General features: G+C 67.8%; 18 protein-coding genes. 12 read left to right on the top strand and 6 right to left on the bottom strand.

Going from position 1 to position 21,830, the window contains the following annotated elements; all coding sequences use genetic code 11:
- The 3 genes from JMF90_RS01145 to JMF90_RS01135 form a co-directional block, all read left to right on the top strand.
- The coding region (locus tag JMF90_RS01145) for an OmpW family protein (protein ID WP_201324933.1) at positions 1–392 on the top strand (392 nt) is incomplete at its 5' end.
- A 121-nt stretch (positions 393–513) separates the two neighbouring features.
- Positions 514–1,017, top strand: a complete 504-nt coding sequence (locus tag JMF90_RS01140) for a hypothetical protein (RefSeq protein WP_006480638.1) — start codon at positions 514–516, stop codon at positions 1,015–1,017.
- 408 nt (positions 1,018–1,425) lie between these two features.
- Positions 1,426–2,526, top strand: a complete 1,101-nt coding sequence (locus JMF90_RS01135) for a hypothetical protein (protein WP_011547080.1) — start codon at positions 1,426–1,428, stop codon at positions 2,524–2,526.
- A 72-nt stretch (positions 2,527–2,598) separates the two neighbouring features.
- Here the strand turns inward: JMF90_RS01135 and betA are convergent, their stop codons facing one another.
- From betA to betI, 3 genes are read right to left on the bottom strand one after another with little or no spacing between them, the layout of a single operon-like run.
- The gene (betA, locus tag JMF90_RS01130) at positions 2,599–4,299 is read right to left on the bottom strand and encodes a choline dehydrogenase (RefSeq protein ID WP_011547081.1); all 1,701 of its coding nucleotides are present in this window, start codon (positions 4,297–4,299) and stop codon (positions 2,599–2,601) included.
- A gap of 16 nt (positions 4,300–4,315) precedes the next feature.
- Positions 4,316–5,785: a betaine-aldehyde dehydrogenase gene (betB, locus tag JMF90_RS01125; RefSeq protein WP_011547082.1), complete on the bottom strand. Its 1,470-nt coding sequence runs from the start codon at positions 5,783–5,785 to the stop codon at positions 4,316–4,318.
- 32 nt (positions 5,786–5,817) lie between these two features.
- Positions 5,818–6,402: a transcriptional regulator BetI gene (gene betI / locus JMF90_RS01120; protein WP_006480642.1), complete on the bottom strand. Its 585-nt coding sequence runs from the start codon at positions 6,400–6,402 to the stop codon at positions 5,818–5,820.
- 724 nt (positions 6,403–7,126) lie between these two features.
- Here betI and JMF90_RS01115 point away from each other — a divergent pair.
- The 8 genes from JMF90_RS01115 (at position 7,127) to fdhA (ending at position 16,985) form a co-directional block, all read left to right on the top strand.
- Positions 7,127–8,029, top strand: coding sequence for an alpha/beta fold hydrolase (locus tag JMF90_RS01115; protein ID WP_011547083.1), 903 nt, complete (start codon positions 7,127–7,129; stop codon positions 8,027–8,029).
- 67 nt (positions 8,030–8,096) lie between these two features.
- Positions 8,097–8,666: an isoprenylcysteine carboxylmethyltransferase family protein gene (locus JMF90_RS01110; protein ID WP_011547084.1), complete on the top strand. Its 570-nt coding sequence runs from the start codon at positions 8,097–8,099 to the stop codon at positions 8,664–8,666.
- A 17-nt stretch (positions 8,667–8,683) separates the two neighbouring features.
- On the top strand, positions 8,684–9,967 hold the full coding sequence (locus tag JMF90_RS01105; RefSeq protein ID WP_011694821.1) for a glycosyltransferase: 1,284 nt from the start codon (positions 8,684–8,686) through the stop codon (positions 9,965–9,967).
- The gene (locus JMF90_RS01100; RefSeq protein WP_011547086.1) at positions 9,964–11,559 is read left to right on the top strand and encodes a DHA2 family efflux MFS transporter permease subunit; all 1,596 of its coding nucleotides are present in this window, start codon (positions 9,964–9,966) and stop codon (positions 11,557–11,559) included. The genes JMF90_RS01105 and JMF90_RS01100 overlap by 4 nt, the downstream gene beginning before the upstream one ends.
- Positions 11,560–11,569: 10 nt before the next feature.
- Positions 11,570–12,508, top strand: coding sequence for a glycosyltransferase family 2 protein (locus JMF90_RS01095; protein WP_011547087.1), 939 nt, complete (start codon positions 11,570–11,572; stop codon positions 12,506–12,508).
- A gap of 11 nt (positions 12,509–12,519) precedes the next feature.
- Positions 12,520–14,370, top strand: coding sequence for an efflux transporter outer membrane subunit (locus JMF90_RS01090; protein ID WP_011547088.1), 1,851 nt, complete (start codon positions 12,520–12,522; stop codon positions 14,368–14,370).
- Positions 14,370–15,560: an efflux RND transporter periplasmic adaptor subunit gene (locus JMF90_RS01085; protein ID WP_011547089.1), complete on the top strand. Its 1,191-nt coding sequence runs from the start codon at positions 14,370–14,372 to the stop codon at positions 15,558–15,560. The genes JMF90_RS01090 and JMF90_RS01085 overlap by 1 nt, the downstream gene beginning before the upstream one ends.
- 228 nt (positions 15,561–15,788) lie before the next feature.
- The gene (fdhA, locus tag JMF90_RS01080) at positions 15,789–16,985 is read left to right on the top strand and encodes a formaldehyde dehydrogenase, glutathione-independent (RefSeq protein ID WP_011547090.1); all 1,197 of its coding nucleotides are present in this window, start codon (positions 15,789–15,791) and stop codon (positions 16,983–16,985) included.
- Between the two features lie 85 nt (positions 16,986–17,070).
- Here fdhA and JMF90_RS01075 read toward each other — a convergent pair whose 3' ends face one another.
- Together JMF90_RS01075 and JMF90_RS01070 are read right to left on the bottom strand one after the other, a co-directional pair.
- Positions 17,071–17,829, bottom strand: coding sequence for a hypothetical protein (locus tag JMF90_RS01075; RefSeq protein WP_011547091.1), 759 nt, complete (start codon positions 17,827–17,829; stop codon positions 17,071–17,073).
- Between the two features lie 203 nt (positions 17,830–18,032).
- A complete protein-coding gene (locus JMF90_RS01070; RefSeq protein ID WP_125381620.1) occupies positions 18,033–19,469 on the bottom strand; it encodes a PLP-dependent aminotransferase family protein in 1,437 nt (478 codons plus the stop codon).
- Between the two features lie 266 nt (positions 19,470–19,735).
- On the opposite strand from JMF90_RS01070, the gene JMF90_RS01065 reads away from it, so the two are divergent.
- Positions 19,736–21,145, top strand: a complete 1,410-nt coding sequence (locus JMF90_RS01065; RefSeq protein WP_077220469.1) for a discoidin domain-containing protein — start codon at positions 19,736–19,738, stop codon at positions 21,143–21,145.
- Positions 21,146–21,200: 55 nt separating this feature from the next.
- Here JMF90_RS01065 and JMF90_RS01060 read toward each other — a convergent pair.
- Positions 21,201–21,830 (bottom strand): GlxA family transcriptional regulator (locus tag JMF90_RS01060; RefSeq protein WP_201324932.1); only part of this gene is annotated, 630 nt, incomplete at its 5' end.

Raw genomic sequence — 21,830 nt, 5'->3', positions numbered from 1 at the left:
AGTACTACTTCAATTCGTCGACGGCCAAGTTTCGTCCGTTCGTCGGGATCGGCGTGGCCTACAGCTGGTTCAGCAACATCGAACTGAACGGCAACTTCGCGAAGGACATCAACGAGAACCTCGGCAGCGTGCTCGCGGCCGGCGCCGGCAAGCCGGGCGCGACGTCGGTGGAGGGCAAGGCGTCGTCGTCGTTCACGCCCGTCTACAACATCGGCGCGAGCTACGCGATCGACAAGCACTGGGGGCTCACGGCGACGCTGACCTACATGCCGCTGAAGACCTACTCGTCGCTGGTGATCAAGGCGGCCGACGGCTCGACGCTCGCGACCACGCGCACGCGGCTGAAGGCTGACCCGCTGATCACGTTCGTCGGGATTTCCTACAAGTTCTGAGCCGACCGGCGCGCATGACGCGTGCCGGCGGCTTCCTGCGACCGGCTGGCCGGACCGTTCCGGCCGGACGGTCGCGTTCCTGGCGGCGTGCCGCCATTTGTGAAGAGAGGGGGCAGTTCAAATGAGCATTCGCAAAATCGTATCGCTTGTTGCTGCAGTGGCTTTCACCGCGGTTTCGGCCGCGCCTGCTTTCGCCGTCACCGTGTCGCGTGCCGACGGCCAGCCGATGAATCCGAACGGCGAGCCGTTCTCGGCGACGGGGCTCACGAATCTCAGCAAGGGATCGATCAACGCCAGTTGTACCGCGACCTTCAACGGCACGATCACGTCGACCGGCATCGTCAACATCACGTCGACGACGTTCGCAGGCGGCGCGACGTGCGGCCTGATCAGCGGCAGCGCGAGCAGCACGTCGCCGTGGACGGGGCAGGCCGACAGCACGACGCAACTGTCGATCAACAACGTGAAGGTGAACGTCACGCTGCTCGGTACTTGCGGGCCGAGCAAGGTCGTGACCGCGTGGAGCGATGCGAACTCGTCGCTGGCGTTCAACAACTCCGTGCTGACGCCGGACTGCACGGTGACCGGTACGGTCCTGACGTCGCCGAAGTTCCACGTGCAGTAAGCGTCGCACGATCGAAGCCGGGACCCGCCGCGCACGAGGGCCGTGCGGCATGCGCGGCGGGGTCCGCGGCCTTGATGGGTTCGTGCCGTCGCGCGTATCGGCGCGACGGCCGGATGCGTCTGGCAGCGTGGCCGTTTGTGCCGTTGTCCATCGATTGCCGAAGCGCCGCGTGCAGTCGGCGCCGCGAAGCGGGGCGCCCGTCGCGCATGCGAGCCGTGCGGCGCATACGCGAGTTTCCGCTTCACCGATTCATGCGAGCCGTCATGCTTACCCGCGTGACGGCCGGTTGACCGCCCGTGTCGCGATCCGACACGGGCGGAGTTGCAGGGCCGGCGTGGCGTGTATGACGCCTCCCGATCCGATCGAAACAAAACCAGGCCAATTGGCCAGAACCATCCCGGACGACCCATGCTGACCGATCCAGCAAAGTATGGCGATGCCCGCGGCGCGACGCCCGACCGGCTGCGCACGGCCGCGTGGTTGCAGTACCTGATCGACCATCTCGACACGGCGGTTTGCGCGATGGCCGCGACCGACGTCGGCGACACGCCCGTCGTCGCTTCGTATGCAATCCGTGCGGGAACTGGCGCGCATCTGTCTCGCGAAGCGACGGCCGTGCTCCACCGGCTGGTCCCGTGGATCGCGACCGACGGCGGCGGTTGCGCATGCGATCCGGCCGATCCGCTCGGCGCGTGCGCGCATGTGCCCTCCGCGCAGCAGCTCGCGGACGCCGAACGTTGCTGCCCCGGCTCGCTTGCCGTATTCGACACCGCGCACGGCGTGATCGATGCGTGTGCATTCGACGATCCCGACGTCGGCTGGGCCGCGCTCGAACGGATTGCCGATGGCGTCGAATGCCACGGCGAAGTCGCGAACGAACCTGACGGGCAGCGCGAGACGCCGCCTGCGAAGAACCTGAGAGACAGGCTGACCGCCGTCGCGGCAATGAGCACGGAAACACCGGTTCGTCCCGGTGCGGTCATCGATGCGATCGTGTTGCGCGTATGCGGCCCGCGCGACGACGCGACGCGGGTCGACGAGATGGCTGCGCTTGCGATGTTCTCGGCCGAACTCGCCGCCGGCAACGGCGTTTCCGTTCACGCGTATGGCGGTCGGCACAACTTCGTCGCGCAAGCGATCAGAACGCATCGCGCCGATCTCGCGTCGATGGAGGGGCTCCTTGCCGCGCTCGCCGTGTGCCGGCTCGATCGACTGATCGGCGCGGGCAGCTTCTGGGCCCACTACCTGCTGGCGGGCATTGCAATCGCAGCGCCGGATACGGTAAGGGCAATCGGCCGCCGGTTTCATGGCGATACCTGGCAGACGTGGCTCGACCACGTGCTCGCATGGCCGGCGGTCAGCCGCTTCGGGGCGAAGGAGGATGTCGCATTCGACCGCTTGCGCGACGCGATGAGCCTGACGTCGCGCAGGAACCCGATCGTCCGCGCCAAGCGGATGCGGGGCGTTTCGGCAGCCGGGCCGCGCAGCGCAAACGAGAAGGCACGATGAAATGCGGCTCGCGGCGAGAACGCCGCGAGCCGCGCGGGGGGTATCGCGGCGCCCGGGCAGGCGCCGTCTTCGTCAGACCGTCTCGGGTTGCCGCACGGCCTTCGCCACATTGCGCGCCGGTGCGCCGTTCGCGACGAAGTACGGCACGTCGACCCGCGCGAGCGGCGTGCGGCCGCGGATCTTGTCGGCGATCTTCTCGGCGATCATGATCGTCGGCGCATTCAGGTTGCCGGTCGTGATGATCGGCATGATCGACGCATCGACGACACGCAGCCCGTCGAGCCCGTGCACGCGGCCTTCTTCATCGACCACCGCCATGTCGTCGTAGCCCATCTTGCACGAGCACGACGGATGGAACGCGGTTTCCGCGCGCGCCCGCACGAACGCGTCGAGTTCCTTGTCGCTCTTGCAGTCGGCGCCCGGATTCAGCTCGCGGCCGCGATAGCGGTCGAGCGCCGGCTGCCGCATGATCTCGCGCGTCGCGCGGATCGCATCGCGGAACTCGCGCCAGTCGAGCGCTTCGGCCATGTAGTTGAACAGGATGCTCGGATGGTCGTTCGGATCGCGCGAGCGCAGCTTCACGCGGCCGCGGCTCGGCGAGCGCATCGAGCCGACGTGCGCCTGGAAGCCGTGCATCTCGATCGCGTTCGAGCCGTTGTAGTTGATCGCCACCGGCAGGAAGTGATACTGGATGTTCGGCCACGGGTCGTCGTCGCGCGTGCGGATGAAGCCGCCCGCCTCGAAGTGGTTGCTCGCGCCCAGGCCCGTGCCGTTCAGCATCCATTCGAGGCCGATCTTCGGCTGGTTCCACCACTTGAGCGCCGGGTACAGCGAGACCGGCTCCTTGCACTCGTACTGGATGTACATCTCCAGGTGATCCTGCAGGTTCTGGCCGACGCCGGGCAGATCGAGCACGACCGGAATGTCGAGTTCTTTCAGCCACGCGCCGGGGCCGACGCCCGAGCGCTGCAGCAGTTGCGGCGACGCGATCGCGCCGCTGCACACGAGCACTTCGCGGCGCGCATGCGCGGTCGCGCGCTCGCTGCCGCGCAGGTAGGTCACGCCCGACGCGCGCTTGCCGTCGAACAGGATGCGGTCGGCGAGCGCGTGCGTGACGATCTCGAGGTTCGGCCGCACCTTTGCCTGGTCGAGGTAGCCGCGCGCGGTGCTCGCGCGGCGGCCCTTCGGCGTGACGGTGCGGTCCATCGGGCCGAAGCCTTCCTGCTGGTAACCGTTGAGGTCGTCGGTGCGCGGATAGCCCGCCTGCACGCCCGCGTCGACCATCGCCTCGAACAGCGGGTTCACGCCCGGCTTGCTGGTCGTGACCGACACGGGGCCGCTGCCGCCGTGATAGTCGTTCGGGCCGACGTCGCGCGTTTCGGCTTTCTTGAAGTACGGCAGGCAGTCGAGATAGGTCCAGTTCTCGAGGCCCTTGTGCGTCGACCAGTTGTCGTAGTCGAGCGCGTTGCCGCGGATGTAGCACATCCCGTTGATCAGCGACGAGCCGCCGAGCCCCTTGCCGCGCCCGCATTCCATCCGGCGGTTGTCCATGTGCGGCTCGGGATCGGTCTCGTACGCCCAGTTGTAGCGGCGGCCCTGCAGCGGATAGGCCAGCGCCGCCGGCATCTGCGTGCGGAAGTCGAAGCGGTAGTCGGGGCCGCCCGCTTCGAGCAGCAGCACCGTGACGTCCGGATCTTCCGTCAGGCGCGTTGCGAGCACGTTGCCCGCGGAACCCGCGCCGCAGATGATGTAGTCGTATTCGCGTGTCGTCATGACGGATCTCCTTGTCTCAGAACACCGGGTTGTAACGGCCGAGCTCGACCTGCACCGACTTGATTCGAGTGTAGTGCTCGAGCGTCGTGATGCCGTTCTCGCGCCCGACACCGGATTGCTTGTATCCGCCAACCGGCATCTCGGCCGGCGATTCGCCCCACGTGTTGATCCAGCAGATGCCGGCTTCGAGGCGATGGATCGCGCGGTGCGCGCGCGACAGGTTCTCGGTCACGACACCGGCCGCGAGCCCGTAGTGCGTGTCGTTCGCGCGGGCGATCACTTCGTCCTCCGATTCGAATTCGAGGATGCTCATCACCGGCCCGAAAATCTCTTCGCGCACGATCTTCATGTCGTCGCGGCAATCGCCGAACACGGTCGGCGCAACGTACTGGCCGCTGCCGAAGTGGCCGTCGGTCAGGCGCGTGCCGCCCGCGAGCAGCTTCGCGCCTTCGGCCTTGCCGCTTTCGATGAAGCCGAGCACCTTGTCGAGTTGCGCGGCCGACACGAGCGGGCCGAAGTTGGTGTCGGCATCGGTCGGCTTGCCGACGCGGATGCGCTTCACGCGTTCGAGCACCTTCTGCGTGAACGCGTCCTTGATCGAGCGGTGCACGAACACGCGCGTGCCGTTCGTGCAGACCTGGCCCGAGCTGAAGAAGTTGGCGGTCACCGCGATGTCGGCCGCGCGGTCGAGGTCCGCATCGTCGAACACGATCAGCGGCGACTTGCCGCCGAGCTCCATCGTCACTTCCTTCAGCGACGACGCGCCGGCCAGCGACATCACTTTCTTGCCGGTCTCGACGCCGCCGGTGAACGACACCTTCGCGATGTCCGGATGGCCGGTGAGCAGCGCGCCGACCGAGCCGTCGCCCTGCACGACGTTGAACACGCCGGCCGGCACGCCGGCTTCCGTATAGATTTCCGCGAGCTTCAGCGCGGTGAGCGGCGTGACTTCGCTCGGCTTGAACACCATCGCGTTGCCGGCCGCGAGTGCGGGCGCCGTCTTCCAGCACGCGATCTGGATCGGATAGTTCCACGCGCCGATGCCCGCGCACACGCCGAGCGGCTCGCGGCGCGTGTACACGAACGACTCGGCGCGCAGCGGCACCTGCAGCCCTTCGATCGCGGTCGCGAGGCCCGCGTAGTACTCGATCACGTCCGCGCCGGTGACGATGTCGACTGCGAGCGTCTCGCCGATCGGCTTGCCGGTGTCGCGCGTCTCGATGGCCGCGAGTTCGTCGTTGCGTTCGCGCAGCAGCTCGACCGCGCGACGCAGGATGCGCGAGCGCTGCATCGCGGTCATTGCGGCCCATTCGCGCTGGCCTTCCTGGGCGGACGCAACGGCGCGGTCGACGTCGGCCGCGCTGGCCTGCTGCACCTGCGCGAGCAGTTCGCCGGTGGCGGGATCGAAGGTGTCGAAAGTCTTGCCGCTGGTGGCGTCGACGTAACCGCCGCCGATGTAGAGGCGCTGCAAACCGTATACGGACATGAGGATCTCCTTGAGGGCGACTGCGTCGCGCGTCAGTCGGACGCGAGCAGCAGGTCGATGTAATCGTGGGCGAGCTTCAAAGCGGCCCGGGTGTCGATCGGGCCGCCGGCGAGTGCGCCGCGCAGCCACAGGCCGTCGATCAGCGCGGCGAGGCCGCTGGCGGCTTCGCGCGCCTTCGCGAGCGGCAACGCCTTCGCGAATTCGGCGCACAGGTTCGAATGCAGGCGCCGCGTGTTCACGTGCTGCAGGCGCTTGAGCATCGGGTCGTGCATGCTCTGCGACCAGAACGCGAGCCACGTCTTCATCACGGGCGCGCTGACCTGCGTGTCGTCGAAGTTCGCGGCGACGACCGCGCGCAGCCGCGAACGCGGGTCCTTGCGTGCGGCGACGCGGCGGCGCGTGGTGGCCGACCACAGATCGCGCAGCACGTGCCGCATCGTCGCTTCGAGCAGGCCGTCCTTGTCGCCGAAGTAATGGCTGACGATGCCCGTCGAGATGTTCGCGCGTTGCGCGACCGATGCGAGCGTCGTGCCGGGCAGGCCAGCTTCGTCGATCGAGCGCAGCGTGGCGTCGATCAACTGTGCGCGGCGGATCTCCCGCATTCCGACTTTCGGCATCGTGACTCCCTTCGCCCGGGCGGGCCGTCGTCCATGGAAGTCGAGAGCTTAGCGATTTTTTATTGATCGTTCAATCAATAAAAAATCGGGGCCGAAGGGGAGACTGCGTTCCAAACGGGGCACGATGCTTCGCGTCCGAAGCTCATGTGCAGGTGCGGAAAGACGGTTGAAAGAAGATTAACTAAGTTTGAATCTGTTTAAAACGGACCGTGAAAATATGACGCAATGCAGAGGACCGTTTCCAGACTCGATTCCATTACAAACCGAAAGAGTGTCGAAAACTGCAATATTATTCACGATATGAAATCGTCAAATCGGATTGTGGGGGTGTACGGTTTTCTAAAAACCGTTTCAATCAAGCGATCTAAACAATATAACTGATTGAATCAAAACGATAATTTGTGTTTTTTGAATGCTGGATCGAATTGCTAGCAAACGATTGCGATGATCCTTTTTGAGATTCCGCATACCATGGAAATTGATAAGAAAATTTGAACTTGGCGTATTTCCGGGCCGAGTAGAGGGATTTTTGGAATGACTTGAGTAAGTAATATCGACCGTATTAGTATGGCGCCGCACCATGAGGAATGAATGGCGTCGCCGGCAATTGCCGCGACGCGTCGGCGATGACCGTGTCGATCGACCGCGCACGCAGCCGGCGCCAGCCATTGCGCACTTGCAGCATGCCGCGACGTCGAGACGCCGCATCCACCGGAGAACGACGATGCCGACCGAAAAACACGTGGTCCCGCTGCCGAATGGTCTGAAGGTCTACGTCGAACAGAACGTGTTCGACCCGGCGTTCGACACGGCGATGCTCGTCAACGGCGCGCTCGCGACCACCGCGTCGTTCGGCCAGACCGTCCAGTATCTCGGCGAGCGGATGAACACGATCTGCTTCGATCTGCCGTATGCGGGGCAGTCGCGCCAGCACAACCCCGGCTGCTTCATCCTGACCAAGGACGACGAAGCCGCGATCCTCCAGTACCTGGTCGAGCATTTCGCGCCGGCGTACCTCGTTTCGGTGTCGTGGGGCGGCGTCGCGTCGCTGTTCGCGCTCGCACGCGGCTGCCCGAGCGTGCGGCGCGCGGCGATCTGCTCGTTCTCGCCGTTCCTGAACGACGCGATGGTCGACTACGTGACGCGCGCCCGCGACCACATCGCGGCCGGCGAAAACCTGAAGGCCGCGCAGTTGCTGAACGACACCGTGGGCCGCTATCTGCCGCGCATCATGAAGCTGTACAACTACCGGTATCTGACGCGCCTGCCGCGCGACGAGCAGGATCAGGTCGCGTTCCACGTCGACCAGATCCTGTCGCTGCAGCCCGAGCGCTACTTCAGCGAATTCGCGAACATCGGCTGCGAGCTGCTGTTCCTGAACGGCGAGCGCGACGAGTACACGACGCCGGCCGACGTGCGCCAGCTCGGTGCGCACGTGGCGCGCGCACGGTTCGCGACGGTGCCGGACGCCGGCCACTTTCTCGACATCGAAGGCCGGGCGCAACGCGAATACACCCGTGCCGCGTTGCTCGATTTCTTCTGCGGCGAGGCGGCCGCCGCGGCCGGCGTCGCGCGTGCTGCCGCACATGCGTGCGTGCCCACGCCGATGCACGCGCTGTCGTCGTGACGCCATCCGTCGTGCAGCGGGCGCGTCCCGCGCATCCGAATTCCCATCCCAACGAGGCAGGCCAGCCGTGAATATCGTTCAGACCATCGCCATCGTCGTTCCGTGGGCCGCGTGGCTCGCGTACTGGATCGCCACGTCGCAGGGCGTCAAGACCACCGTGCGCAAGGAGGCGTCGCGCTCGCGCACGCTGCAGTCGATTCCGCTGATCGTCGGCGGCGCGCTGATCATCCTGCCCGATCCGTCGTGGCAGGCGCTCGTGCCCGACTGGCAGCGCTTCGGCCTGCAGGCGCAGTGCGGGCTCGCGGTGCTGGTAGCCGGCCTGCTGTTCTCGGTGTGGGCACGGCTGCATCTGGGCACGAACTGGAGCGTGTCGGTCACGTTGAAGGAAGACCACGAACTCGTGCGCACGGGGCCGTATGCGCTCGTGCGTCACCCGATCTACACCGGCTGCCTGATCGCGCTGGTCGGCGCCGCGCTGATCGGCGGCGAATGGCGCGGCGCGATCGGCGTGCTGCTCGTGTTTGCGTCGCTCGCGTACAAGGTGCGCGTCGAGGAGAGCTGGCTGACCGGATATTTCGGGCCGGCGTATGCGCAGTATCGCCGCGAGGTCGCGGCGCTGATCCCCGGCTTCTACTGACACCCGCGAGGCGCGCGATGGCGAAGATGATCGTGACCGCGATCGGCTCGGCGGGCGACGTGCATCCGCTGCTCGGCGTCGCGCGCACGCTGGCCGCGCGCGGTCACGACGTCGTGTTCTGCACGCACGCGCCGTTCGAGGCGACCGTGCGCCGCTGCGGGTTCGCGTTCGTGCCGGTCGGCACCGCGGCGGAATACGACGCGGCGATGGCGAACCCGGCGCTGTGGAATCCGCGCACGTCGTTCCGCACGCTGTGGCAGGTGATCGCGCCGACGTTGCGCCCGCATTACGACGCGCTGCGCGCGCTGACCGATGCCGATACGGTGCTGGTCGGCACGCTGTGGGCGTTCTCCGCGCGCTTCATGCAGGAACTGCACGGCACGCCGTACGTATCGGTGCAGGTGTCGCCGTCGACGCTGCTGTCCGCGCATGCGCCGCCGACTCACCCGCGCCTGACGATTCCCGCGCGCTGGCCGTTGCCGGTGAAGTCGGCGCTGATGACGCTGATCGAGCGGCAGGTGCTCGACCGCGTGTGCGGCCCGGCGCTCGATGCGGTACGCCGCGAGCTGGGGCTCGCGCCCGCGCGGCGCGTGCTCGGCCGCTGGCTGCATTCGACCGACGGCGTGCTGTGCCTGTTTCCCGGCTGGTTCGCGCCGCCGCAGCCGGACTGGCCGTCGAACCATCTGCAAAGCGGTTTTCCGTTGTTCAACGATATCGCGACACCCGACGACGATGGGGCACTCGATGCGTTTCTCGCGGCCGGCGAAGCCCCGGTCGTGTTCACGGCCGGTTCGACGCTCGTCGATCATGCGGCGTATGCGCGTGCGGTGGCGGATGCGCTGCGCGCGACCGGCGCACGCGGCATCCTGCTGACGCCGCACGATGCGGTGCAGGGCGACGACCGGCTGCTCGTGCGCCGCTTCGTGCCGATGCGCACGCTGCTGCCGCGTTGCCGCGCGCTCGTGCATCACGGCGGGATCGGCACGGCGGCGCTCGCGTGCGAAGCCGGCATCGTGCAGGTCGTCACGCCGTTCGCGCACGATCAGTTCGACAACGCGCAACGCGTCGTCGCGAACGGCTGCGGCGTGCGGGTCGACGGCCCGCTCGACGGCGCGCGGCTCGGCGCGGCGCTCGCACGCGTGCTCGACGAACCCGCGTTCGCGGTGCATGCGGAACGTACGCGTGCGCTGCTCGCGGCCGCGCCGGACGGCTGTGGCGCCGCCGCCGATTTCATCGAACGGTTCGTGCCCAGGCGCGGGCGCGCTGCCGCGCGGGCCGACGTCGCGGTGGCCGGCGCATGAGCACCGCGTCGCCGCTGCACGACGAGAGCGGCGCGCCGTCCGCGTTCGACGTGCCGGCGCCCGCGCCGGCCGCACAGCCGGTGCGCGGCATCCGGCTCGCGCTGCTGACGTTCGCGCTGTCGCTCGCGACCTTCATCGAGGTGCTCGACTCGACCGTGACGAACGTCGCGGTGCCGGCGATCTCGGGCAGTCTCGGCGTATCGAACAGCCAGGGCACGTGGGTGATCAGCTCGTATTCGGTCGCGGCCGCGATCGCGGTGCCGCTCACCGGCTGGCTCGCCCGCCGTGTCGGCGAGCTGCGGCTGTTCGTCGGCGCGGTGCTGTTGTTTACGCTGACGTCGCTGCTGTGCGGGCTCGCGCGCGACCTGCACGTGCTCGTGATCTGCCGCGCGCTGCAGGGGCTGTGTTCGGGGCCGATGGTGCCGCTGTCGCAGACGATCCTGCTGCGCACGTTCCCGCCCGACAAACGCACGATCGCGCTCGCGCTGTGGGCGATGACGGTGCTGCTCGCGCCGATCTTCGGGCCGGTGGTCGGCGGCTGGATCGTCGACAACTTCTCGTGGCCGTGGATCTTCCTGATCAACTTGCCGATCGGGCTGTTCTCGTTCGCGGTGTGCACCGCGATGCTGCGCCCCGACGCGCAGCGCGGCGCGGCCGGCCCGATCGACGTGCCGGGCATCGTGCTGCTCGTGATCGGCGTCGGCTCGCTCCAGGCGATGCTCGATCTCGGCCACGACCGCGGCTGGTTCGATTCGCCGCTGATCGTCACGCTCGCGGTGGTCGCGGCGCTCGCGATCGTGTCGCTGCTGATCTGGGAAGCGGGCGAAGCGCATCCGGTGGTCGACCTGAGCCTGTTTCGCGACCGCACGTTCTCGTTCTGCGTGCTGATCATCTCGCTCGGGATGATGAGCTTCTCCGTGGTCGGCGTGGTGTTTCCGCTGTGGATGCAGGCCGTGATGGGCTACAACGCGTTTCATGCGGGGCTCGCGACCGCGTCGCTCGGCGTGCTCGCGCTGGTGTTCTCGATCCTCGTCGGGCTGCATGCGCACCGCTTCGATGCGCGCGTGCTCGCGACGTTCGGCTTCCTCGTGTTCGCGGCCGTGCTCGCCTGGGACGCGCAGTTCACGCTGAAGATGACGTTCGCGCAGATCGCAGCACCCGGGCTGATCCAGGGCATCGGGCTGCCGTGCTTCTTCATCCCGCTGACCGCCGCGACCTTGTCGCGCATTCCGGACGACCGGCTCGCCGCCGCGTCGAGCCTGTCGAATTTCCTGCGCACGCTGTCGGCCGCGTTCGGCACCGCGATGAGCGTGACGCTGTGGGACAACCGCGCGACCTATCACTACGACGTCGTGTCGCAATCGGTCACGCATGCGTCGGCGAACACGCAACGCTTCGTGCATGCGTTGAACGCGATGGGCGTGGACGGCGTGCGCGAACTGACGACCTTGCATCACGTCGTGATGCAGCAGGCCTACATGATGGCGACCAACGACATGTTCTGGATGGCGAGCATGACGTGTCTCGCGCTCGCCGCGATGATGTGGCTGACGCGGCCCAAGCGCGGCGCGGCCGCATCGTTCGGGCATTGAGGAGCGGACCATGACGACACTCGGCGCACTCGTGATCCTGTATCACCCGAGCGACGCGCAGCTCGACGCGCTGCGCGCATGGCGGCACGCATGCGACGCGCTGCTCGTCGTCGACAACACGCCGCAGCCCGATGCGCGGGCACGCGAACTGTGCGCCTGCGAAGGCATCGCGCTGCTGCATCACGGCAATCGCGGCGGCATCGCGGGCGCGTACAACGCGGGGCTTACGGCGCTGTTTCGCGACGGCCTCGATGCGGTCGCGCTGTTCGATCAGGATTCGTCGGTGCCGGCTGCGTATTTCCCGGCGATGCGCGATGTCTGCGCGGGGCTCGCGCGGCGTGCGTTCCTCGCCGGCCCGCGCATCTTCGACGAGAACGCGCGCAGCTTCCTGCCCGAACTCGCGACCAACGGCATCGGCTTGCGCCGCCTGCGCATCGAGCCGGGCACGCCGATGCAGCGCTGCGCGTTCCTGATTTCGTCGGGTTGCGTCGTGTCGCGCGACGCGTTCGACGTGCTCGGTCGCTTCGACGAGACGCTGTTCATCGATCACGTCGATACCGAATACAGCTTCCGCGCGCTGGCGCGCAACGTGCCGCTCTATGTCGTGCCGTCGCTGGTGCTGCCGCACCGGATCGGCGCGAAGCATCGGCACGCGATCGGCCCTTTCGAAATGACGTCGATGAATCACTCGTGGCAACGGCGCTACTACAGCGCCCGCAATGCGGTGCAGCTCGGGATGCAGTACGGGCTGCGCTTTCCGGTGGCGCTCGTGCCGAACCTGCTGACCGTGTGGCAGGTCGTGCAGATCGCGCTGGTCGAGCGCGACAAGCGCGCGAAGCTGGCCGGCATCCTGTTCGGCGTCGCGGACGGCCTGTTCGGCCGGCTCGGCCCGCTCGAGCGCACGCGACCGCGTCTGGCCGCGCGGGCGCGGCGCGTTCGGCAGGGGTGACGATGCGACGGATGATTCAAGCGGCGGGTTCGGCGCGTGGCGTGAAGGGCGGCTCGATGATCGCGGCCGCCGCGGCATTGCTCGCGTTGGCCGGATGCGTGCCGTCGGGCTTCCTGCCGTCGCTGTCGCTGCGTGCGCCGGCCGACGATGCGCTCGCGCATACCGCCGGCCCCGGCGCGAACGGCGCATGGCCGGCGCCCGACTGGGTGAAGCAGTTGCAGGACCCGCAGCTCGACGACCTGGTCGCCGAGGCGTCGCAGCACAACCCGGATCTACAGGTCGCGCAGGCGCGGTTGCGGATCGCGCAGGCGCAGCTTCAGCAGTTCGATTCGCTGACCGGTTTGACCGGCACGGCCGGCGCGACGATCAGCCGGGCACGGATGCCGAAACCCGGCGACATTGCCGACGTGACGGCCGGCGGCTATCGCGTGCCGGTGCAGATCTTCGGCGATCCGAACGTATCGCCGTCGTCGGTCTTCGTCGGGCTGAACTACCAGCTCGACCTGTGGGGCAAGAACCGCGCGGCGACGAAGAGCCTGATGTCGCTGCGCGACGCGGCCGGCGTCGAAGCCGAACAGGTGCGGCTCACGCTCGCCGTCGCGATCGTCACCGTGTATTGCCAGCTCGACCAGGCGTACGCGGTGCGCGACCTGTTGCAGCAGAAGCTGAAGATCAGCCAGCGCGTGACGGCCGTGCTGCGCGAGCGCACCGCGCGCGGCCTCGACAACGCGTACGACGCGAGCGATGCGTCGATCAAGCGCAGCCGTCTGCTCGAGCAGATCGCGCTGAACGACGAGCAGATCAAGCTCGCGCAACTGCAACTCGGCGTGCTGTCGGGCCGCGGCCCGGAGCGCGGGCTCGCGCTGCAGCGGCCGCGCGTCGGCGCGTTCGCGGGCGGCGCCGTGCCCGCCCGGCTGCCGGCCGATCTGCTCGGCCGCCGGCCCGACATCGTCGCCGCGCGGTTGCGCGTCGAAGCCGCGTTCGCGAATGCCGACTCGACGCGTGCGCAGTTCTATCCGGACGTGAATCTCGTCGCGCTCGGCGGCGTGTTCGCACTGACGCCCGCGTCGCTGTTCTCGCGCGATTCGCTCGCGGGCTCCGTGGGCCCCGCGATCTCGCTGCCGATCTTCGATCGCGGCCGCTTGAAGGCGAAGCTCGGCGCGGACGTCGCGCAGGCCGACGTCGCGATCGGGCTGTACAACAAGACCGTCGACGACGCGCTCGGGCAGGTCGCGCAACTCGTCACGTCGCTGCAGACGTCGCAGACGCTCGTCGCGCAGCAGCAGGACGCGGTCGCGGCCGCGCAGAAGATCGTGCAGATCGCGGCGGATCGGCATCGGCGCGGCGTGCTGATGCAGAAGGACGTCGATGTCGCGGATCTCACGCTGATCGACGAGCGCGCGCAGATGATCGCGCTGCTCGGCAAGCAGCGGACGCTGCGGGTGGGGCTGATCGGCGCGCTGGGCGGCGGGTTCGATGCGGGCGCAACGGTCGCGCAAGCGCAGACGCCGGCCGGGCCGCGGGCGCGGAGTGGGGCGGCGAAGCGCGGGGCGGCAACGGCCGTGGCTGCTGTGGGCGCCGTGGCCGCGAATCGGGAGACGGCTGGCCAGTCTAACGATGCACGCGCAGGCAGCACGGCAGTGTCGCCGGCTGCTACCGCGACGAGCAACGCGTCTGCATCGGCACGACGCGACGACACGACACGCCCGTCGACGATCGGTGCGACCCGCCCCGACGCGGCGCCGCGCGGCAACCCCGTTCTCGCGCGCACGGCCTCGGCGAGCCCGACGCGCGATTCGTCGCCGATGCCTGCGATTCCCGTCTTCCAGCACGATCGTCTGATCGTTACGCAAAGCGACTGATGCACCACGACAACCTCCATTCCGCCGCGCCGCCGGCCGCACTGAACGACCCGGCGCTCGACGCGCGCCGCGCGACGCGCCGCAAGCGCTTCACCGTGTTCTTCGCGATCGTGCTGCTGGCCGCGATCGCATGGATCGCCTACTGGCTGCTGAGCGACCGCTATTACGAAGACACCGACGACGCATACGTCGCGGGCAGCATCGTGCAGGTCGCCGCGCAGATCCCGGGCGCCGTGACCGACGTGGTGGTCGCCGATACGCAAGCCGTGCGCGCCGGGCAGACGCTCGTGCGGCTCGACGACACCGAGGCATCCGTCGCGTTCGCGCAGGCGAAGGCGCAGCTCGCGCAGGCCGTGCGCCAGGTCGCGAACGCGAGGATTTCGAACACGATGTACGTCGAGGCCGTGAATGCGCGCCGCGCCGACCTGTCGCTGGCGCAGCGCGCGCTCGCCGCGCGTTCGGGCGCATCGGTCGAGATCGTCGCGCCGGAAGAACTGGCGCGGGCGCGCGCGGCGGTGGCCGGCGCGCAGGCGAACCTCGCGGCCGCGCAGGCGCAGCTCGACGCGGCGCGCGCGCTCGGCAGCAAGCTGCCCGTCGACGAAAGCCCGGCGGTCGTGCAGGCGGCCGCGCAGTTCAAGCTCGCGTACCGGAACCTGAAGCGCACGACGATCGTCGCGCCCGTCGACGGCACGATCGGGCAGCGCTCGGTACAGGTCGGCCAGCAGGTCGGGCCCGGCGTGCCGCTGATGTCGATCGTGCAGCTCAACCGGCTGTGGGTCGAGGCGAATTTCAAGGAAGGGCAGATTCGCCACATGCGCGTCGGGCAGCCGGTCGAGGTCGTGTCGGATCTCTACGGCTCGCGCATCGCCTATCGCGGCCGTGTGCAGGGCTTCTCGGCCGGCACGGGCAGCGCGTTCTCGATGCTGCCGTCGCAGAACGCGGCCGGCAACTGGATCAAGGTCGTGCAGCGCGTGCCGGTGGTGATCGCGCTCGATCCGCGCGACCTCGCCGCGCATCCGCTGCGCGTCGGGCTGTCGATGCGCGCGACGGTCGACACGCACGACCGCAACGGTCACGCGCTCGACAGCGAGCCGCCGACGCCGGCCGTCAGCACGCGCGTGCACGACGGCGTCGCGAGCGACGCGGAAGCGGCCGCCGCCGCGATCATCCGCGAGAATCAGGGCGGGTGAGCGCCGGGCCGCCAAGGCAGGGCCGGCCGCAAGGGCTGGTCCGGCCCCCGGTAGATTCCCGCCCGACTTTCGTATTTCCGCCATCGATGTCGGCGCCGATCAAACGCATGTCGCGTTTGAGACATCGGCGCCCCTGCCTCCCGGACTACTCTCGAACAGCACGTTGCGCGTGCGCCGCATGGCGCCGGCGCGCCGCGGCGCCATCCAACGAGACATGGAGACAATACGATGAGCAGCAATCGAGGTGTCGTCTATCTTGGGCCGGGCCAGGTCGAAGTCCAGAAAATCGATTATCCGAAGATGGTCGACCCAAGCGGCCGCGCGATCGGCCACGGCGTGATCCTGAAAGTGGTCAGCACGAACATCTGCGGCTCCGACCAGCACATGGTGCGCGGCCGTACGACCGCGCCGGTCGGCCTCGTGCTCGGTCACGAGATCACCGGCGAAGTGGTCGAGGTGGGCCGCGACGTCGAGACGCTGAAGCTCGGCGATCTCGTGTCGGTGCCGTTCAACGTCGCGTGCGGCCGCTGCGCGATGTGCAAGGACACGCACACCGGCGTGTGCCTGAACGTGAACCCGTCGCGTGCCGGCGGCGCGTACGGCTACGTCGACATGGGCGGCTGGATCGGCGGCCAGGCCGAGTACGTGCTCGTGCCGTATGCCGATTTCAACCTGCTGAAATTCCCGGATCGCGATCAGGCGATGGCGAAGATCCGCGACCTGACCTGCCTGTCCGACATCCTGCCGACCGGTTATCACGGCGCGGTGAGCGCGGGCGTGAAGCCCGGTTCGACGGTCTATATCGCGGGCGCGGGCCCGGTCGGGATGGCGGCGGCCGCGTCGGCGCGCCTGCTCGGCGCGGCCGTGACGATCGTCGGCGACATGAACGCGGAACGCCTCGCGCATGCGCGGGCGATGGGGTTCGAGACGGTCGACCTGTCGAAGGACGCGTCGCTCGGCGAGCAGATCGAGCAGATCCTCGGTGTGCCCGAGATCGATTGCGCGGTCGACTGCGTCGGCTTCGAGGCGCACGGTCACGGCTCGTCGGGCCATTCGGAGGAAGCGCCCGCGACGGTGCTGAACTCGCTGATGGAAATCACGCGCCCGGCCGGCGCGATCGGCATCCCGGGCCTGTACGTGACGGACGATCCGGGTGCGAAGGACAAGGCCGCGCAGCACGGCAGCCTGAGCATCCGCTTCGGCCTCGGCTGGGCGAAGTCGCATTCGTTCTTCACGGGCCAGACGCCGGTGCTGAAGTACAACCGCAACCTGATGCAGGCGATCCTGTTCGACCGGCTGCCGATCGCGAAGATCGTCAACGTCGAAGTGATCTCGCTCGACCAGGCGCCGGAAGGCTACAAGAAGTTCGACGGCGGTGCGCCGCGCAAATTCGTCATCGACCCGCACGGGTTGCTGGCGGCGTGATGCACTAGCGTTCGACACGCGTGACGCGTGACGCGAGTACGGGCGGCTCCGGAAACGGGCCGCCCGTTTTTCGTTGCGGGCGCGTTCAGTGGCCGCGATAGAGCTTCGCGAGTTCGGCGTTGCTGGCGGCGGTGCGGCGTGTACGCCCGGTGTGCAGGCTGACGCGGCGGATCGCGCGCGTGGGGCGATGGGCGGTGTCGCGGTTGCCTTTCCAGTCGGCCACGCGGACTGCGCCGGCGCGCGTCCGGTCGGGCCGCAACGACGGCGCGGCTTGTACAACTGCCATCGGGCGAGCAGGTTTGCCGGCGAGCGGGGCGCTCTGTTGCGGATTGGCTGCCACTTGCGTTTGATCAGGCGAATGAAACGGGTAGACGGGTGCCGGCACGACCGGCAGCAACGGATCGTTCGATGCCTGCAGCATGGTTTCGGTCGCGACGGCGGCCGGCGCAGCGGAGCCGCGACAAACGGGATCGGCCTTGCAGGTCTGGTCGACCATCACGTAGCCGCCGACCAGCAGCACGAGCGTGAGGATACTCAGGAGCGGTGCGCTCGATGCGCGCGGCCGCTGGAAAGCCGCGTTGCGCAGCGCGCGGGCGACGCGCGACGACCACGTGTGGAACGATCGCGGCGCATGCACGGCACGCGCGTCGGCCGGCGTGTGGCGAATCGGCTCGAACGGCCAGTTCCACCGACCGCAGACGGGGCAGTGCTCGAGTGCGCGGAACGCGACGAAACCGCATTCGCGGCAGCGGCAGCACGTCGCGTGCCGCGATTCGGCGCGTGCATTCAGCACGGAACGCCAGGCATCGCGCGCGCGGACACTCCGGTTGGGCAGGACGCGCATCGTCAGCGACCGACGGATGCCATCGTGGGGCTACACATCGGCGGTCGTTCGCATTCGGCGTTCATTTGATTCTCCATAACATCGGACGCGTGGAACCCGTTCGTCCGCGTCTGCCTGCCGCTTCATTCTTGGTCGTTCGCGCGCGAAACGCAAGGCGCATGTCGCGCGTTGCGTGGCGCACATTTCGTGCCGCCCGTTTCGTACTAGCCGCCGTGCCGCTGCCGGGCCGCGAGCGTGCCGAGCGTCTCCAGCGCGCGCTCGACGGCCGGGGTCCACGGCCGCCCGTAGTTGAGCCGCAAATAGCGGCGAAAACCGCCGGTGGCGGAGAAGATCGGCCCGGGCGCAATGCTGACGCCGCTTTCCATCGCGTCGTCGAACAGGTGCATCGCGTCCAGGTGCGGCGGCAATTCGATCCAAAGGAAATACCCGCCGCGCGGCGCGAACACTTCGGTATCCGTCGGGAAATACGCGCGCACGGCCGACAGCATTTGCGCCTGGTGCGCGGCGAGATTGCGTCGCAGCTTGCGCAGGAACCGGTCGTATGCGCCGTCGCGCAGATAGCTCGATATCGCCATCTGCGCAGGTACGTCGGCGGCCGGCGTGCTCGTGCCTTTGGCCTCGCGGATCTGCCGGACGAAGCGGCCGGCCGCGACCCAGCCGATTCGGAACCCGGGCGCGAGACATTTCGAGAACGATCCGCAATGCAGGACGAGTCCGCTGTCGTCATACAGTTTCGCGGGCCGCGTGGGCGCCGTGCCGAACTGCAGTTCGCCATACACGTCGTCCTCGATCAGCGGCACGCCGCGCGACGCGAGCAGGTCGATCAGCGCGCGCTTGCGCTCGTCGGTCAGCGTCGCGCCGGTCGGGTTGTGGAATGACGTCATGAACCAGCATGCGCGTACCGGATGCGTGTCGAGCGCCTCGGCGAGCGCGTCGAGGTCGAGGCCCGTGCGCGGGTCGACCGGAATCTCGACGGCCTTCAGATGCAGGCACTGGACGGCCTGCAGCACCGCGTGGAAGGCCGGCCGTTCGATCGCGACGATGTCGCCCGGGCGCGTCAGCGCCTGCAAGCTGAGCGTCAGCGCTTCGGTCGCGCCCGTCGTGATGACGATTTCCTCCAGCGGCAGCGACGCGCCCGCGTTCAGATAGCGCAACGCGATCTGGCGGCGCAGTGCTTCGTTGCCGGGCGGCAAGCCTTCGAGCAGTTTGGTGCGGTCCATGTGGCGAGCGGCCGACGCCACCTGGCGCCACAGGCTGCTCATCGGGAACAGCGAATAGCTCGCGAATGCCGAGCCGAGCGGCACGATGTCGTCGCATTTGAGCGAGTCGAGCAGGCGGAACAGCGCATCGTCGTCGCCGGTTCGAGCGGCGTCGTTCTGCGCGGCGCCCGGCTTGCGCGGCGAATCGCGGCCGAACCGCACGTGCTTGTCCGCGACGTTCGCCACGAAATAACCCGAGCGCGCCCGCGCGACGATCAGGCCCTCGCTTTCGAGCGCGTAGTACGCACGAAACACCGTGGACGGGCTCACCCGATACGCGCGGCATGCCGCGCGCACGGTAGGGATGCGCGCGCCGGCCGCCAGGTCGCCGCGCCGGATCGCGTCGGCGATCGTCTGCGCCAGCACCGCATAGCGCTTCATGCGTGTCCCCCGGCCGTTGTGCCCTGATGACACAGAGTAGTACGGCAGCCGTCACGTGCAAGCGCGCCCCAAATCGCTGATCCGTATGTTTTATCGGCGCTCTGATCCTGTTCTTTCGTCTGACGAACGGGCATCCTCTCGCAAGCTTTGTTCCCGCTGTCCGACCGATACGGAATTCACGCTGCCCGACCGCGAATCCGTGACGTCCGCGCGTGTCGCGCGAGTCCTTTTTTGCGGCGTCCTTACCTTACCCGAAAGTATCCAGCGTGAAACTGCAGACCCTCGTCGCGGGCCTCGTGGCCGGCATCGCCCTCAACCTGTTCAGCGGCGTGGCCGCCGCAGCCTGCGTCAACAATCCCGCCGCCCAGCCGAACGCGACATTCCCCGCCGCGCTGACCGGCAAGCTCGTCTACCACAGCTACGTGAAGTACGGCGACGGCACGAGCCAGCTGTTCCTCTACGATTTCTCGGCCCATACGCTGACGCAACTCAGCAAGAGCGCGTGGGGCATCACCGATCCGATGAATGGTGTGTTCAGCCCCGACGGCAAGTGGCTCGCGTTCATGGGCATCAGCAACGGCGCATGGAACGTGTTCATGCTGCAACTCGGCGCCGGTACGCCGCCCGTCAACATGACGAACAGCACGGGCGCCACGCGCAACGAAGACCCGAAGTTCAGCACGGACGGCAAGACGCTCGTGTTCAAGCAAAACGGCGACGTGAAGCAGGCGACGCTGTCGTACACGAGCGCCGGCCCGGTGTTCACGTCGGTTGTGAGCCTGACGAATGCGCCGGCCGGCGCCGAATACTCGATGCCGTTCCTCGCGCCGGACGCGAGCGCCGTGTACTACGCGACCGGCACCGGCTCGAACATGGGGCTGATGAAGCGCACGATCGCCACCGGCGCGACCGCCGTGTTCGATCGTCCGGCCGGGCTGCAGACGTACTACCCGACCGTGCGTGCGGACGGCATGGTGTACTACGCGCGCTGGAAGGACAGCGGCGGGGCCGACCAGATCTATGCGAAGACGGCCGACCCGGCCTCGACGCCGAGCGCGCTGGCGCTCAACGACTGCATGAGCAACAACTCGGACCCGGCACCCGTCAGTGGTACGAATTACCTGTTTTTCTCATCGACGACGGCGGGTGGTTATCAGCTCTATGTCGGCGACGTGACGACCGGTCAGCGCTGGAGCCTGTCGCAGTTCGGCGTGAATGCCGACGCGACGAAGGCGAAGCTCGGCGCGAATTACTACGGCGGCGCGGCCGCGGCGCGCACGCTGCTGTCGCAGGGGCGGCCGGCCGCGGCGTCGGCGAGCTACAACGCGTCGCTCACGGCAGACAAGGCATTCGACGGCAACACGGCGAGCACGCGCTGGGATTCGCCGGAAGGCGCCGGCGTCGATCCGCAATGGATCTCGGTCGATCTCGGTGCGACGAAGACCATCAGCAGCATCGATCTGTACTGGGATGCGGGCGCGCTCGTCTACCAGATCCAGACGTCGAACGACAACGTGAACTGGACGACGATCTACTCGACGAGCAACGGCGTGTCGTACAGCCATGTGACGTTGCCGAACCTGAACGGGCACGGCCGTTATGTGCGGATGCTCGGCACGAAGCGGGCGACGCAGTGGGGGTATTCGCTCTATGAAATGCAGGTGTGGGGATCGTAAGCGAAAACGGAAAGCGGCCTTCGAGGCCGCTTTTTTGCATCAGGTACTGCCCGCCTCACGCATGCAGCACACGCGCCGGAAACGCCGGCGCAGCACTCACCGCACCCTGCGCGAGCGGCGCGACCTGCTTGCGGCGCTCACGCGTCGGCGCGACGCCGAACGCATCGCGATAGCTCTTGCTGAAGTGGCATGCCGACTGGAAGCCGCACGCCATCGTGATGTGCATGATCGACATGTCGGTCTGCAGCAGCAGCTCGCGCGCACGGCGCAGCCGCAGCGTCAGGTAGTAGTGCGTCGGCGTCATTCCCAGATGCTCGCGGAACAGGCGCTGCAACTGCCGCTGCGACATGTTCGCGAGCCGCGCGAGCTCTTCGCGCGACAGCGGCTCCTCGATGTTGTTCTCCATCAGCGAGATCACTTCGAACAGCGACTTGTTCGCCGAGCCGAGGCGAGCAACCAGCGGCATGCGCTGCTGCGCGCTCGTGTCGCGCACGTGTTCGACGATGAACTGCTCGGCGATCTGCGTGACGCGCGCGGTGCCGACGCGCGCGGCGATCAGGTTCAGCATCATGTCGAGCGGTGCGACGCCGCCCGTGCACGTGATGCGGTCGCGGTCGATCACGAACAGTTCCTTCAGGAAGCGCGTGTCCGGAAACTCTTCCTTCAGCGCCGACATGTTCTCCCA

The sequence above is a fragment of the Burkholderia sp. E168m23 genome (assembly GCF_016586125.1).
Taxonomy (GTDB): domain Bacteria; phylum Pseudomonadota; class Gammaproteobacteria; order Burkholderiales; family Burkholderiaceae; genus Burkholderia; species Burkholderia orbicola.
The sequence above is the reverse complement of the archived record's forward strand: the minus strand, read 5'-3'. Positions and strand labels throughout refer to the sequence as shown.